This is a genomic window from Streptomyces sp. NPDC001980 (assembly GCF_040296885.1).
Taxonomy (GTDB): domain Bacteria; phylum Actinomycetota; class Actinomycetes; order Streptomycetales; family Streptomycetaceae; genus Streptomyces.
This window is the reverse complement of the sequence record NZ_JBEOYD010000090.1, coordinates 1-13,356: the sequence shown is the minus strand read 5'-3', so window position 1 is coordinate 13,356 and position 13,356 is coordinate 1. Positions and strand designations below refer to the sequence as shown.

Genomic DNA, 13,356 nt, shown 5'->3' with positions numbered 1-13,356 from the left:
GTGACGGTCCATTGCTGGTTGGTGGCGCCGGTGCAGGACCACAGCTGGACCTTGGCGCAGTTCCTCCCCCAGCCCCCACCCACCCGCACCACCCAAGGACCCCCCATGACCACCCTCCTCGTCATCGCCAAGGAACCCCGCCCCGGCAGGGTCAAGACCCGGCTCACCCCGCCCTTCTCCCCCGCGCAGGCCGCCGCCCTCGCCGAGGCCTCGCTCGCCGACACGCTGGACGCCGTCGCCGCGGCCCCCGCCGCCCGCCGGGTCCTGGTCCTGGACGGAGACCCCGGCCCCTGGCTGCCGCCCGGCTTCGACGTCGTGCCGCAGTGTGCCGGCGGGCTGGACGCGCGGCTCGCCGACGCGTTCGCCCACTGCTCGGGCCCCGCCCTCCTCATCGGCATGGACACCCCGCAGGTCACCCCGGCCCTGCTCACCGTGGACTTCGCGGAGTGCGACGCGTACTTCGGCGGCGCCGAGGACGGCGGGTTCTGGGCGCTGGGGCTGGCCGACCCGGACCCGGCCCTGCTGCGCGGGGTGCCGATGTCCACACCGGAGACCGGCGCCGTCCAGCGGGAGCGTCTCGTCGCCGCCGGGCTGCGGGTGTGCGACCTGCCCCGGCTGCGGGACGTGGACACCGCGGCCGACGCGGCCGCCGTCGCCGCCCTGGTCCCGCACGGCCGCTTCGCCGCCCTGCTGTCCCGGTGCACGGCGCACAGCGGAACGGACCGCCGATGACCACCTCGCCGGCCGTCCCCTGGACCGGCGCCGACCCCTACGCCGCCGCCCTGCGCGCCGGGCACGGCCCGCTGTTCCTGCGCCGCACCGACGGCTGGCTGCTGCCGCTGGACGTCGAGCGCTGGTGCGCGCGGGCCGACCCGGTCGACCGGGCGGTCCTGGACCGCTGCGAGGGTGCGGTCCTGGACGTCGGCTGCGGCCCCGGGCGGCTGGTCGCGGAACTCGCCGTCCGGGGCCGTACCGTCCTCGGCATCGACGTCAGCGCGGCCGCCGTCGACCACACCGTGCACCTCGGCGGCCAGGCCCTGCGCCGCTCGGTCTTCGAGCCGCTGCCCGGCGAGGGCCGCTGGGACACCGTCCTGCTCATGGACGGCAACGTCGGCATCGGCGGCGACCCGCACGCCCTGCTCGACCGGGTCGGCCGGCTCCTCGCCCCCGGTGGACTGCTGATCGCCGAGACCGCGCCGGTGGACGTCGACGAACGCGCCGACGTCCACCTCACCGACGCCCAGGAGGCCGTCGGCGCCCCCTTCCTCTGGGCGCGGCTCGGCACCCCGGCCCTGCTGCGGTACGCGCGGGGCTGGGAGCCGGAGGCTCAGTGGGCGACCGGCGGGCGCCGCTTCGTCGCCCTGCGCAGCCGGCGCGCCAGCAGGAGCGCCGAACCGCCGAAGAGCACGGCGGTGATCAGCAGCCAGCGGGCCAGGTAGCCGTCCGCGGACAGGCCGGTGGCCGTCCGGTAGTGCCCGGCCACCATCCCGCTGATCAGCGGGAACCACACCAGCAGGAGCAGCGCGGAGAGCGCGGCCGGGACCCGGACGTACATCGTCCACTCCCGGCGCCCGGCGGCGCCCAGCCCCCGCGCCACCGTCCGGTCGGCCAGCGCGTACAGCGGCAGCAGGACGAGGTCGTGCAGCAGCGCCGCCCCCACCACCCACAGCGCCACGCCGAGCCAGTCGCCGGACAGCAGCCGTACGCCGGCATAGGCGGCGAGCGCGAACGAGCAGGCCAGCAGGAGGATCTGAAGGGGGCTGCCGATGACGAGGCGCGGGCGCATCACAGGTCTCCGAAGGTCATCCGGGCCACCCACTTGGTGTTCAGGACACCGGGTGCGGCGGGCACGATCACGCGCGCCGGGTAGCCGTGGTCGGGGGACAGGTCCTCGCCGTTCACCTGGAGGGCGAGCAGGGAGCGCGGGTCGGCGACCTGGTTGGCGCGCAGGGCCGCGCGGCGGAAGGCGCCGTGCCGCTGGACGGACTCGACGAGCACGTCCGGCGGGTCGGTGTCGTAGCCGACGAGCGCGGCGAGGTCGCGCAGCCGGACCCCGCGCCACCACTGGTCGTCGGTCGACCAGCCCTCGACGCAGGCGATCGGCAACGCGGCGCTGTGCAGGGGCAGTCGGAGCAGTTCGGCGCGGCTGAGGCGGACGGTCCGGCCGTCGCGTCCGGTGACGACCAGCCGCCATGCCTCCTCCCCGGTCTCCTGCGCGTCGATCCCGGCGTACGCGGCCGTCTTGTTGATCTGGAAGCCGTTCGGACCGCTGCCCGGGTCGGCTCCGCCGTGCGGCGCGAGCAGGGCGGTGCGCCGCAGCGCGCCCCCGATGCTCTGCCCGGCCGTCGTGACGAGCAGCAGCAGGGACGCGCCGCCCACGAACCACAGCGCCCCGCGCCGGGAGACGGTGGGCGCGTCCGGCCGGGGGGTCTCCAGCTCTCCCTCGTCCCGGTGCTGTCGGCGTTCCCGGACCGCCCGCAGCGCCGTCGGCGTCTTCAGTGCCGCGTGCGCCACGAACGCGGCGAAGAACACCCAGGCGCCGTAGAAGTGCAGGGGGTAGAAGGAGCCGGGGAAGACGTAGTCGAGCTGGACGTTGAGGACGCCGGTCGTGAACTCGAAGAGGCCGCCGCCGACCAGCAACAGCAGCGAGATCCGTTCCAGGGCGTGGGCCAGCGAGCGGGCCGGGGGCAGCGTGAACAGCTTGGGCACCACCGACCACAGCTTGGCGAGCAGCACCGGGATCAGGGCGATGCCGAGGGTGACGTGCAGGCCCTGGGTGACCCGGTAGAGCCAGGACGGGTTCGTCGGCCAGGAGAAGAGGTAGAAGCCGAGGATGCCCTTGTCCGGGGTCTGGTCGTTCACCGGGGCCAGGTCCGGGTTGTACGCGGCGTACGACACCAGTCCCGTCACGAACAGCACGGTGATGCCGACGAGAAGCACCAGGCCGAGCACCGAGGTGAACCAGGTGCCGCGCAGCGGGCTGCGCCAGAAGCCGGGTGAGGTGGGGAGCCGTGGATCGTCGGGTCGCATGGTCCGACCGTAGGCCGGGGAAGCCCCCGGAACGGGCGCACGACCCATGACGAAAGTCTGACGTCAGCCGCCTGATCCACACTCCGGCGCGGTCGCCGACCTAGCGTTCCGGTGTGACCCGCGCCCCGCACCGTGATCGGCACGCCGATCCGTCCGCCGATCCGTCCGCTCGTACGACCGCCCGTACGAGCGCCGATCTGCTCGCCGTCCTCGCCGCCGCTCTGCTGGTGCTCGTCGCCGTACTGGTCGGCCGGCACATCCAGGACACCTACCGCACCCTGTTCGTGCACTGGCCGCCGCTGTTCGCCGACTGGGACCCGCACGTGGGCCCGGGCACCCCGGCCGCCATGCTGGTCGCGGTCGCCGTGGTGGCGTACGGGCCGAACCTGGCCGTACGGCTGCCCTGGCGCGGGCTGCTCGGCGCGGCCTGGGGCGCCTGTCTGGCCTGGACGTGGTCGCTGGCGCTGGTCGACGGCTGGCAGCGGGGCGTGGCGGGCCGGCTCACCAGCCCGAACGAGTACCTGACGGTCATCGGCCGCTTCCACGACATCCCGGCGACCCTGCGGGACTTCACCCACCACATCGTCAGCGGCACCCCGGAGCCCTGGCCGGCCCACATCGCCGGGCATCCGCCGGCGGCCACGCTCACCTTCGTCCTCCTGGACCGGATCGGGCTGCACGGCGGCGGCTGGGCGGGGGCCTGGTGCATCACGGTCGGTTCGACGGCCTGTGTGGCCGTGCTGGTCGCGGTGCGGGCCCTGGCCGACGAGCGGCTCGCCCGGCGGGCCGCGCCCTTCCTGGTGACGGCCCCGGCCGCGGTGTGGGTGGGCGCTTCGGCGGACGGGTACTTCGCGGCGGTCGCCGCCTGGGCGGTGGCCCTGCTGGCGCTCGCGGTGACCGGCCGGTCCGTGGCCTGGGCGGCGGGTGCGGGGCTGTTGTACGGGCTGACCTGCTATCTGTCGTACGGCCTGACGCTCTTCGCGCTGATCGGGGCGGCGGTGCTGGTGCTCGGCCGGCGCCGGGTGCGGGCCCGCCCTGTCGTGCTCGTGCTGCTGGTGGCCGGGGCGGCGGTCGTCCCGGTCGTGTTCACCCTTGCCGGGTTCGACTGGTGGCAGGGGTACCGGCTGCTGGTCACCCGCTACTACCAGGGCGTCGGCGGGACCCGGCCGTACGGCTACTGGGTGTGGGCCAACCTGGCCTGCACGGTGGTCATCACGGGCCTGGCGACGGCGGCCGGGCTGCGGCGGGCGGGCGCCGTGGTCATCCACCGCCGTACCGCGCCCGTCGCGCAGAAGCGTCTCGCCTTCCTCGTGGGCGCCGCCCTGCTGGCCCTGCTGCTCGCCGACCTGTCCGGGATGAGCAAGGCGGAGACGGAGCGCATCTGGCTGCCGTTCGCGATGTGGCTGCTGCCGGCCTGCGCGTTCCTGCCCCGGCCGCGCGCCTGGCTCACCGCGCAGGCGGTGCTCGGGCTGCTGCTGAACCATCTGCTGTTCACCGGCTGGTGAGCCCGTCGACCTGGCTCCGCAGGCCTGGCTCCGCCGCCGCATGCCGACGACCGGATATCGCCGTTTACCACCGGGCCGCCCCGGCTAGGTTGCCCAGGGCATCCACATTGCTCTCGCAAAACGGAGGCACCTGTGACCGAGACGCTGCCGACACCCCAACTCGACGTGCCTGACTTCCCGATGGCCCGTACCAGCGGCTGCCCCTTCGACCCGCCTTCACAGCTGCGCACCCTGCAGAAGGAGAAACCGCTGTCCAGGGTGCGGCTCTGGGACGGCAGCACGCCGTGGCTCGTCACCCGGCACGACCAGCTGCGCACCCTGCTCGGCGACCCGCGGCTGAGCTCCGACGCCACCCTGCCCGGCTATCCGCACCGTTCGGCGGGCAGCAAGGCGGGAGAGGCGCACCGCCGTACCTTCATCACCATGGACGATCCGGAGCACGCCCGGATCCGCCGGATGGTGACGGCGCCCTTCGCGATCAGGCGGATGGAGGCGCTGCGCCCGGCGGTCCAGACGATCGTCGACGACCTGATCGACGCGCTGCTGGCCGGGCCGCGGCCGGCCGACCTGGTGCAGGCGTTCGCGCTGCCGGTGCCGTCCCTGGTGATCTGCGCGCTGCTGGGCGTGCCCTACGAGGACCACGACTTCTTCCAGCGCAACACCAAGGTCATCGTGCACCACGCCTCCGCGCCCGAGGCGGTCGTCCAGGCCCTCGAAGACCTCACGGACTACCTCGACGAGCTCCTGGACACCAAGCGCGCGCACCCCGGCGCGGACGACCTGCTCTCCAGGCTGCTGGCCGAGCGGGTGGACACGGGCGGGATGACGCAGCGCGACGCCGCCCGGATGGGTGTGCTGCTGCTCGGCGCCGGCCACGAGACCACCGCCAACATGATCGCCCTCGGCACCCTCGCCCTGCTGGAGCATCCGGACCAGCTCGCCGCCCTGCGCGCCGCCGAGGACCCGAAACCGGTCGCCGGGGCCGTGGAGGAACTGCTGCGCTACCTCACGATCACCCACTCCGGGCGCCGCCGGGTCGCCCTGGCGGACATCGAGATCGACGGCGCGACGATCCGGGCCGGCGACGGCGTGATCCTCACCGGCGACGCCGCCAACCGGGATCCGGCCGCCTTCCCGGACCCCGACCGCCTGGACATCACCCGCGACGCCCGCCGCCACGTCGCCTTCGGCTTCGGCGTGCACCAGTGCCTCGGCCAGCCGCTGGCCCGCCTCGAACTCCAGGTCGTCTACAGCACCCTGTACCGGCGCATCCCGACCCTGTCCCTGGCCACCGACACCGACCGACTGCGCTTCAAGCACGACGGGGCGGTCTACGGCGTGTACGAACTGCCCGTCACCTGGTGACCCCTACCGACCCGAACCGACGAGCGGAGACGAGCCCCATGCAGGTGGAAGTCGACCAGCCCAGGTGTGTCGCGTCCGGACAGTGCGTCCTGACGGCACCCGACGTGTTCGACCAGGACGACGACGGAATCGTGGAGCTGCTGAGCGAGAGCCCGGCACCGGAGGAGTACGACGGAGTCCGCGAGGCCGCGGCGATCTGCCCGGCCGCGGCGATACGGCTACGGGAGGACTGACGGCCCCAGGTCCGCCGTCCGGGCCTCGGCCGCCGCCGAGAGCTGCGCGAGGAGACTTGCCAGCGCCGCCCCGTCGCCGACCTCTTCGAGCAGCCGGACCTGGTCGCCGTGGACCCGGCGGGCGGCACGTCCGTGCAGGTCCTCGCCTCGCGGGGTGAGGTGGAGCAGGACGCGGCGGCGGTCGTGGGGGTCGGGGCGGCGGTGGACGAGGTTGTCCGCGACCATGCGGTCGACGAGCTTGGTCAGGCTGGGCGCCGGCATCAGGGCGTGGTCGGCTATCTCGGACATCGGGTGCCCCCGGCCGTCCCCGACGAGCGACAGGACCCGCCACTCCTCGACCGTGCAGTCCTCCTCGGCCAGCACCGCGGCCAGCCGCCGCACGACCCGCCGCTCGGCATGGCTGAGGAGGTGGGCGAGGTCCGGCGAGGAGGGTACGGATGGCATTGCCGGTGTCCTTCCGGTAGGTCTACCGTGCCCGCAGAATACGAGTCTTGGCGACGGCGCCGGGGCCCGGGACCGGAATCCGCGTTCCCCATGCCCGCACGGAGGTGGCCGATGCGTCCGGCGCCGCCGAGCGACGTGCGCGGCACGCTGCTCCTCGCCCTGGTCGTGCCGTTGCAGGGACCGGCGGGGGTCCTCGGGCCGTCGTGCGAGTCGGCCGCGCGGCTGGCCGTGGAGGAACTGAACGCCGCGGGCGGGGTGTTGGGCCGGGAGGTCCGGCTGGTCACGGTGGACGGCGGGGCGCCCCCGGCGCGGGTGGCGGCCGAGGTCGGGGCACTGGTCTCGCTGGGCGCCGTGGACGGGGTGGTGGGCTGGCACACCTCTGCGGTACGGCAGGCGCTGCTGCCCCGGATCGCGGGCCGGGTGCCGTACGTCTACACCGCGCAGTACGAGGGCGGCGAGCGGACGCCCGGCGTCTTCCTGACCGGTGAGACCGACGTCGCCCAACTGCTGCCCGCGATGCGGCTGCTGGCGGAGGCGGCCGGGGTGCGGCGCTGGTGCACGGTGGGCAACGACTACGTCTGGCCCCGGGTGACCGCGCGCACGGCACGGGCGTATGCGCGGGAGTGCGGCGGGCGGGTGCGGGACGAGGTGTTCGTGCCGCTGGGGACGGAGGGGTTCGGTCCGGTGCTGCGCCGCATCGAGCGGTGCGAGGCGGACGCGGTGCTGATGCTGCTGGTGGGCGCGGACGCGGCCCGCTTCAACCGGGCGTTCGCCGGGTACGGGCTGCACCAGCGGTGCCTGCGGCTGAGTACCCACATGGACGAGAACATCCTGCTGGCCACCGGCGCGGACGGCACCGACGGACTGTGGGCGGCGGCCGGTTTCTTCGAGACCCTCGCGACCGCCGAGAGCCTCGACTTCGGCGCCCGCCACGCGGCCCGGTTCGGGGTGCACGCCCCGGTGGTGGGGAGCCTCGGCGAGTCCTGCTTCGAGGGGGTACGGCTGCTGGCGGCCCTGGCCGAGCGGGCCCGGTCGCTGGACGTGCGGGCGATGTGCGCGGTCGGGGACGCGGTGTCGTACGAGGGACCGCGCGGTGCCGTACGGCTGCGCGGCAACCATCTCGCCCAACGGCTGTACCTGGCGCGGGCGGACGCCTTCGACTTCCACGTCGTCGCTCAGCTCTGAGCCCGACTCTGCGCCCAACCCCCGTGCGCGGCCCGATACTTCCCACGGGAAGTATCAAGCTTTGTCTTTTAAAGCAGGTGAAACGTTCGGGAAACAGCGCGCCGCGACTCTTCCGTGCAAACGACCGGGGACGAGAGAGGGCAGAGTCGTGACGGAGATCGTCGGCAAAGAGGCGCCACCGGCCGTGGCGGACGGCGGGACGGACAGCGGCACGGGCGGTGGCACGGACGGCAAACGGACGTACAGCGGCTGGGCGCAGAACGACACACTGGAGGACTACTCGCTTCGGTACGCGCCGAAGTCCTTCCGCCGCTGGACCCCCTACGTGGTCGCCACCACCGCGCTGGGCGGCATCGCCTATCTCGCGGACTTCGCCATCGGCGGCTCGATCGCCGTCTCCAACGGCTTCTCCAGCGCGATGGTGGCGATCCTGACCGCGGCCGTGGTCATCTTCCTCACCGGCATCCCGATCTCGTACTACTCGGCCAAGTACTCCATCGACATGGACCTGTTGACCCGGGGCGCGGGCTTCGGCTACCTCGGCTCGACGCTCACCTCGGTCATCTACGCCAGCTTCACCTTCATCTTCTTCGCCCTCGAAGGCTCGATCATGGCGCAGGCCCTGGAGCTGGGCCTGCACATCCCGCTCGCCGTCGGCTACCTGATCTGCTCGGTCATCATCCTGCCGCTGGTCATCTACGGCATGACCGCGCTATCGAAGATGCAGGTGTGGACGCAGCCGGTCTGGCTGGTGCTGATGGTCGCGCCGTTCGTGTCGATCGCGATCCAGGAGCCGGGCAAGTTCTCGGAGTTCACGCACTTCGCGGGCAACTCGCCGACCGGGTCGGGCATCAGCATGCTCGGGGTGGGCGCGGGTGCGGGCGTCGCGCTGTCGCTGATCGCGCAGATCGGCGAGCAGGTCGACTACCTGCGGTTCATGCCGGACAAGACGCCGGAGAACAGCCGGAAGTGGTGGGGTGCGGTGCTCTCCGCCGGTCCTGGATGGGTGGTGCTCGGGGCCGCCAAGCAGATCGGTGGCGCGTTCCTCGCCTTCTACATCGCCGGCAGCGTGGGCCTCGCCAAGGCCAACGAGCCCATCCAGCAGTACGTGTCCGGCTTCAGGACGTTCGCCGCGCCGGTCGCGCTGGGCCTCGCCACGTTCTTCGTGATCCTCTCCCAGATAAAGATCAACTCGACGAACGCGTACTCCGGTTCGCTGTCCTGGTCGAACTTCTTCTCCCGGCTGACGCATCGTCACCCCGGGCGCGTGGTCTACATCTTCCTCAACGTCGGCATCGCCCTGGCCCTGATGGAGGGCGGCGTCTTCGGCTTCCTCAACACCGTGCTGGGCTTCTACTCCAACGTGGCGATCGCCTGGATCGGCGCGGTCGTCGCCGACCTGGTCATCAACAAGCCGCTGAAGCTGAGTCCGTCGTACATCGAGTTCAAGCGGGCCCATCTGCACAACTTCAACCCGGTCGGCTTCGGCTCGATGCTGATCGCGTCGGCGGTCTCGATCGCCGCCTACTTCAACGCCTTCGGGGAGTACGGCAAGGCGTACTCGCCGTTCGTCGCGCTGTTCCTGGCGATGGTGCTCTCGCCGCTGTTCGCGGTGCTGACCAAGGGCAAGTACTACATCGCCCGCGTCGACGACCTCGCGGAGCCGCTGCTCGGCCCGGACGGGCTGCCGTCGGCGGCCACGCTGACCTGCACGGTGTGCGCGACCGACTTCGAGCGGCCGGACGTGGCGGGCTGCCCGTTCCACTCCGGGGCGATCTGCTCGCTGTGCTGCAGCCTGGAGAAGGACTGCCACGACTCCTGCAAGACCGGCCCGGTCGCGCTCGCCATGCCGACGGTACGGTCCGCGGACTGACCGGCCTTCGTCACCACCGTCTCTACTGCTCCGGCTCGCCCTCTGCGGCGCGGGCCGGAGCTCCTGTCTGCAGGCCGTCCATCAGGAGCCTGATCTGGCGGTCGGCCTGGCCCTTCCAGTCGCCGGCCGCGTCCAGCCGCAGCAGACCGCCCATGGCCCGGACCACGTCGGCCGTCTCCATGTCGGACCGGAGCGTCCCGGCGGCGACGCCCGCGGTGAAGAGCCTGTCGATGGTGTCGTAGACCTTCGAGTACGACCCCTCCGTCCCGCCGGAGCGCAGCGCCTCGGACATGTGCTGCTTGGTGACGAGCAGGCCCGCCAGCCGGCCCATGAACTCGCGGAGCGCCCGGTCCGGCGGAAGGGTCGCGAGGAGGTCCGCCGCGTCGGCGCACAGCTGGTCCACCTCGTGCTCGTAGGCCGCGAGGACCAGGGACTCCCGGGTCGGGAAGTGCCGGTAGAGGGTGCCGATGCCGACCCCGGCCGCCCTGGCGATGCTGTCCAGCGGCACGTCCTTGCCCGTGCGCGTGAACTCCTCCAGAGCCGCCGCCACCAGCTTCTCGCGGTTGCGGCGGGCGTGGGCGCGCACGGGCCGTGCGGGTCCCTGTTCGTTCATGCCGTACTCCCCTCCAGGCCGGTCACCGTACCGGGCATTCTGCCCACTTGCTTACCGGAGGATCCTCCATTAACGTCGTCACTACCGGAGGATCCTCCGGTAGCTGCCATCGTACGCACTGCGCACACAGAACGGAGTCATGCCGTGAAGACGGTTTCTCTCGGTGACCTCACCACCTCCGCCCAGGGGCTCGGCTGCATGGGCATGAGCGAGGGATACGGCCCGACCAGCTGGGACGACGCGATCGCCACCATCCACCGGGCTCTCGACCTGGGCGTCACCCTCATCGACACCGCCGACGCCTATGCCTTCGGGCACAACGAGGTGCTGGTGGGCCGGGCCATTGCCGGCCGACGGGACGAGGTCCGGCTCGCCACGAAGACCGGCATCGACCGCATGGGCGGCGACACCTGGGCCCTGCGCGGCGACCCGGGCTACATCAGGCGGGCCTGCGACGCCTCGCTGCTGCGCCTCGGCGTCGACCACATCGACCTCTACTACCTGCACCGGCCGCCGCAGAACGCCGAGATCGAGGAGTCCGTCGGCGCCATGGCGGAGCTGGTGAAGGAGGGCAAGATCCGGCACATCGGCCTGTCCGAGGTGAACGGCGAACTGCTGCGCCGCGCCCATGCGGTGCACCCGGTCACGGCGGTGCAGAGCGAGTACTCGATCTGGTCCCGGGACGTGGAGACGACCGTCGGGGACGCCCTGCGCGAACTGGGCATCGCCCTGGTGGCGTACTCGCCGCTCGGCCGGGGCTTCCTGACCGGCACGGTCGACGTCACCGCACTGCCGGCGAGCGACGCCCGCCGCCGGCTGCCCCGGTTCCGGACGACGGACAACGGGGTGATCGCGGACACCGTCCGCGCGCTGGCGGCGGCGAAGGGCGTGGCTCCGGCGCAGCTGGCGCTGGCCTGGGTGCAGGCCCGGGGTGCGCACCTCGGGGTGCCCGTGGTGCCGATCCCGGGGACGAAGCGCGTGAAGTGGCTGGAGCAGAACGTGGCCGCCGACGGCATCGAGCTGACCGCCGACGAGGCCGCCACGCTGGACGGGCTGGCCGAGCGGACGGTGGGCGGCCGTTACTGACCGACCTCACGTGTGACCGCCCTCACACGATTCGGTTCGAACTTCTCCGTCTCCGCGGCGTCCTGCCGATGTCCCAAGACCCGCCGGACCCGGAGAAGAACATGACCACGCCCCTGACCGATCCCCTGGCCGATCCCCTGGCCACCGGAACGCACACCATCGAGATCGACGGCCTCGTGCAGCGCTACCACGTCTACGGCACGGGGCCGGTGTGCGTCGCGCACTCCGGCGGGCCGGGCATCGACTGGGAGTACCTGCGCATGCCCGAGCTGGAGCGGCACCTGACGGTCGTCTACCCGGAGCCGGTCGGCAGCGGCGGCTCGGGCCGGCTGCCCTCGCACCCCAACGGCTATACGCGGGCCCGCTACAGCCGGTTCCTCGGCACGCTCCTCGACCACCTCGGCGTTCCCGAGGTGCACCTGCTGGGCCACTCGCACGGCGGCTTCGTCGCCCAGTACCACGCCCTGCACCACCCCGAGCGCCTCGCCGGGGTGATCCTGTACGAGAGCCTGCCGCTGACCGGCCCCGAGCACACCGCCGAGACCGTGCGCCAGGTCGAGGCGTTCGCCGAACGGAACGCCGGGAACCCCGGACTCCCCGAGGTCCTGGCCGCCTTCCAGGCCATCCCCACCGCCACCGACGACAAGGCGCACACCGCCGTCGCCCAGGGGCTGTTCCCCGCCTACTTCGCCGACTACTGGGGCCGGGAGCGGGAGTTCGCGCCCGCCCGGGCGGCCGTGCGGACCACGTACGTCTCCGGTCTCGACGAGGACCTGTCCCCGATCCTCTTCGACGACCGCGCCGACCTCGGCAAGCTGACCGTTCCCGCCCTCGTGCTCGTCGGCCGCCACGACTTCATCTGCGGAGTGCGGTGGGCCGAGGAACTGCACACCCTGATACCCGGTTCGGAGCTGGTGATCCTGGAGAACAGCGGGCACTTCGGCCACCTCGAGGAGCCGGCGGCCTGCGCGGACGCGGTGACGCGCTTCGTGACGGCCACCCGCTAGGCACGGTCCGGCTTCCCGAGAGAGCTTTCCGAGTGAGAACGTCCCGAAAGAGAATCAGCTCCATGACCAACTCCGTTCAGCCGGCCGTCGCCGAACAGTCCGAGGCCGAAGCGCTCTTCCGGTTCCAGACCGGGGCCCCCGAGTCCGTCCGCACCGCGCTCGGCATGAGCTCCGCGCGCATCGGCGGCGGCGTGGTGCTGTCGATGACCGCCGACGTCACCCGCTTCTGGAGCAAGGCCCTCGGTTTCGGGGTCAGCACCCCCGTCACCGCGGACGTCGTCAAGGAGGTCTGCGACTTCTACCGCGCGGCCGGCACCCCGCAGGCCGTCCTCCAGATCGCCCCGGCCCTGCTGCCCGAGGACTGGGCGGACATCTGCGAACGGGAGGGCATCACCGCGTCCGGATCGTCCTGGGTGAAGCTCGTCTGCCCGGTCGAGGAGGCCGTCGCCCGCGCCGACGCGCCCGGGCGGTCCCCCGACGGGATCCACGTCGCCCCGGTCACGGCCGAACAGGCCGACGTATGGGGCGAGGTGATGATGACGGCATTCGGCATGCCGGTCGAGCCGTACGCGCGGATGGCCGCCGGCAGCGTGGGGCAGCCCGGCTGGCATCCGCACGCGGCCTGGCTGGACGGCGAGCTGGTCGGCACGGGCACGATGTACGTCCGTGGCGAGACGGCCCAGTTCTTCGCCGGGTCCGTCGCGGAGCACGCCCGCAGGCGTGGCGGCCAGAGCGCGCTGCTGGCCGCCCGGGCCCGCAGGGCGCAGGAGCTGGGGTGCCGGACGCTCGTCGCCGAGACCGGCGCCGAGACCCCCGGGACCCACAACCCCTCCCTGCACAACATGCTCCGCCTCGGCTTCGAGGTGGCCTACGAGCGCCGCAACTGGAGCTGGCAGCCGGGCGCCTGACCCGGCGGCCGGACGCAGCGGCCTGATGCGGCCGCATCAGGCCGCTCAGACGATGCGTGGCGCCGCGGGCGGGGGGGCCCCCCGCGCGGGGGGGCCGGGGGCGCGCA

Annotated in this window: 14 protein-coding genes; 10 read left to right on the top strand and 4 right to left on the bottom strand. The window is 72.7% G+C overall.

The window, feature by feature from the left end:
• The first annotated feature begins 105 nt into the window (after nt 1–105).
• Both ABT137_RS50515 and ABT137_RS50510 read left to right on the top strand, forming a co-directional pair.
• Entirely contained in the window at nt 106–732 is a 627-nt protein-coding gene (locus tag ABT137_RS50515; protein ID WP_351720725.1) for a TIGR04282 family arsenosugar biosynthesis glycosyltransferase, read from the top strand.
• Nucleotides 729–1,439 (top strand): class I SAM-dependent methyltransferase, encoded by a 711-nt coding sequence (locus tag ABT137_RS50510; protein WP_351720723.1) that lies wholly within the window; start codon nt 729–731, stop codon nt 1,437–1,439. The genes ABT137_RS50515 and ABT137_RS50510 overlap by 4 nt, the downstream gene beginning before the upstream one ends.
• On the opposite strand, the gene ABT137_RS50505 is transcribed toward ABT137_RS50510, so the two are convergent.
• Nucleotides 1,328–1,786, bottom strand: a complete 459-nt coding sequence (locus ABT137_RS50505) for a hypothetical protein (RefSeq protein WP_351720721.1) — start codon at nt 1,784–1,786, stop codon at nt 1,328–1,330. The two genes, ABT137_RS50510 and ABT137_RS50505, sit on opposite strands and share 112 nt — an antisense overlap.
• Complete coding sequence (locus ABT137_RS50500; protein WP_351720719.1) at nt 1,786–3,030, bottom strand: molybdopterin-dependent oxidoreductase; 1,245 nt, start codon at nt 3,028–3,030, stop codon at nt 1,786–1,788. Before ABT137_RS50500 ends, ABT137_RS50505 begins: the two co-directional genes overlap by 1 nt.
• Nucleotides 3,031–3,143: 113 nt before the next feature.
• Here ABT137_RS50500 and ABT137_RS50495 point away from each other — a divergent pair, with 113 nt between their 5' ends.
• From ABT137_RS50495 to ABT137_RS50485, 3 genes are all read left to right on the top strand, one after another.
• Nucleotides 3,144–4,535, top strand: coding sequence for a hypothetical protein (locus ABT137_RS50495; protein WP_502984720.1), 1,392 nt, complete (start codon nt 3,144–3,146; stop codon nt 4,533–4,535).
• Between the two features lie 132 nt (nt 4,536–4,667).
• Nucleotides 4,668–5,900: a cytochrome P450 gene (locus ABT137_RS50490; RefSeq protein ID WP_351720717.1), complete on the top strand. Its 1,233-nt coding sequence runs from the start codon at nt 4,668–4,670 to the stop codon at nt 5,898–5,900.
• A 38-nt stretch (nt 5,901–5,938) separates the two neighbouring features.
• Complete coding sequence (locus ABT137_RS50485) at nt 5,939–6,133, top strand: ferredoxin (protein WP_351720714.1); 195 nt, start codon at nt 5,939–5,941, stop codon at nt 6,131–6,133.
• Here the strand turns inward: ABT137_RS50485 and ABT137_RS50480 are convergent.
• Entirely contained in the window at nt 6,119–6,577 is a 459-nt protein-coding gene (locus ABT137_RS50480) for a MarR family winged helix-turn-helix transcriptional regulator (RefSeq protein ID WP_351720712.1), read from the bottom strand. The two genes, ABT137_RS50485 and ABT137_RS50480, sit on opposite strands and share 15 nt — an antisense overlap.
• Before the next feature lie 111 nt (nt 6,578–6,688).
• Between ABT137_RS50480 and ABT137_RS50475 the strand changes: the two genes are divergently transcribed.
• The gene (locus tag ABT137_RS50475) at nt 6,689–7,762 is read left to right on the top strand and encodes a substrate-binding domain-containing protein (protein ID WP_351720709.1); all 1,074 of its coding nucleotides are present in this window, start codon (nt 6,689–6,691) and stop codon (nt 7,760–7,762) included.
• A 148-nt stretch (nt 7,763–7,910) separates the two neighbouring features.
• Nucleotides 7,911–9,635 (top strand): hypothetical protein, encoded by a 1,725-nt coding sequence (locus ABT137_RS50470; RefSeq protein ID WP_351720707.1) that lies wholly within the window; start codon nt 7,911–7,913, stop codon nt 9,633–9,635.
• A gap of 22 nt (nt 9,636–9,657) precedes the next feature.
• On the opposite strand, the gene ABT137_RS50465 is transcribed toward ABT137_RS50470, so the two are convergent.
• Entirely contained in the window at nt 9,658–10,248 is a 591-nt protein-coding gene (locus ABT137_RS50465; protein ID WP_351720705.1) for a TetR/AcrR family transcriptional regulator, read from the bottom strand.
• Nucleotides 10,249–10,446: 198 nt separating this feature from the next.
• Here ABT137_RS50465 and ABT137_RS50460 point away from each other — a divergent pair, with 198 nt between their 5' ends.
• From ABT137_RS50460 to ABT137_RS50450, 3 genes are all read left to right on the top strand, one after another.
• Nucleotides 10,447–11,334, top strand: coding sequence for an aldo/keto reductase (locus ABT137_RS50460; protein WP_502984721.1), 888 nt, complete (start codon nt 10,447–10,449; stop codon nt 11,332–11,334).
• Between the two features lie 101 nt (nt 11,335–11,435).
• Nucleotides 11,436–12,341 (top strand): alpha/beta fold hydrolase, encoded by a 906-nt coding sequence (locus ABT137_RS50455; RefSeq protein WP_351720700.1) that lies wholly within the window; start codon nt 11,436–11,438, stop codon nt 12,339–12,341.
• A gap of 62 nt (nt 12,342–12,403) precedes the next feature.
• Entirely contained in the window at nt 12,404–13,249 is an 846-nt protein-coding gene (locus ABT137_RS50450) for a GNAT family N-acetyltransferase (protein ID WP_351720697.1), read from the top strand.
• The last annotated feature ends 107 nt before the right edge of the window (nt 13,250–13,356 follow it).

Bases quoted from the DNA above. Each gene is read 5' to 3' on its own strand.
- ABT137_RS50450 (WP_351720697.1), top strand. From the start codon at position 12,404: ATGACCAACTCCGTTCAGCCGGCCGTCGCCGAACAGTCCGAGGCCGAA.
- ABT137_RS50500 (WP_351720719.1), bottom strand. From the start codon at position 3,030: ATGCGACCCGACGATCCACGGCTCCCCACCTCACCCGGCTTCTGGCGC.
- ABT137_RS50460 (WP_502984721.1), top strand. From the start codon at position 10,447: ATGGGCATGAGCGAGGGATACGGCCCGACCAGCTGGGACGACGCGATC.
- ABT137_RS50485 (WP_351720714.1), top strand. From the start codon at position 5,939: ATGCAGGTGGAAGTCGACCAGCCCAGGTGTGTCGCGTCCGGACAGTGC.
- ABT137_RS50510 (WP_351720723.1), top strand. From the start codon at position 729: ATGACCACCTCGCCGGCCGTCCCCTGGACCGGCGCCGACCCCTACGCC.
- ABT137_RS50505 (WP_351720721.1), bottom strand. From the start codon at position 1,786: ATGCGCCCGCGCCTCGTCATCGGCAGCCCCCTTCAGATCCTCCTGCTG.
- ABT137_RS50465 (WP_351720705.1), bottom strand. From the start codon at position 10,248: ATGAACGAACAGGGACCCGCACGGCCCGTGCGCGCCCACGCCCGCCGC.
- ABT137_RS50455 (WP_351720700.1), top strand. From the start codon at position 11,436: ATGACCACGCCCCTGACCGATCCCCTGGCCGATCCCCTGGCCACCGGA.
- ABT137_RS50480 (WP_351720712.1), bottom strand. From the start codon at position 6,577: ATGCCATCCGTACCCTCCTCGCCGGACCTCGCCCACCTCCTCAGCCAT.
- ABT137_RS50515 (WP_351720725.1), top strand. From the start codon at position 106: ATGACCACCCTCCTCGTCATCGCCAAGGAACCCCGCCCCGGCAGGGTC.
- ABT137_RS50475 (WP_351720709.1), top strand. From the start codon at position 6,689: ATGCGTCCGGCGCCGCCGAGCGACGTGCGCGGCACGCTGCTCCTCGCC.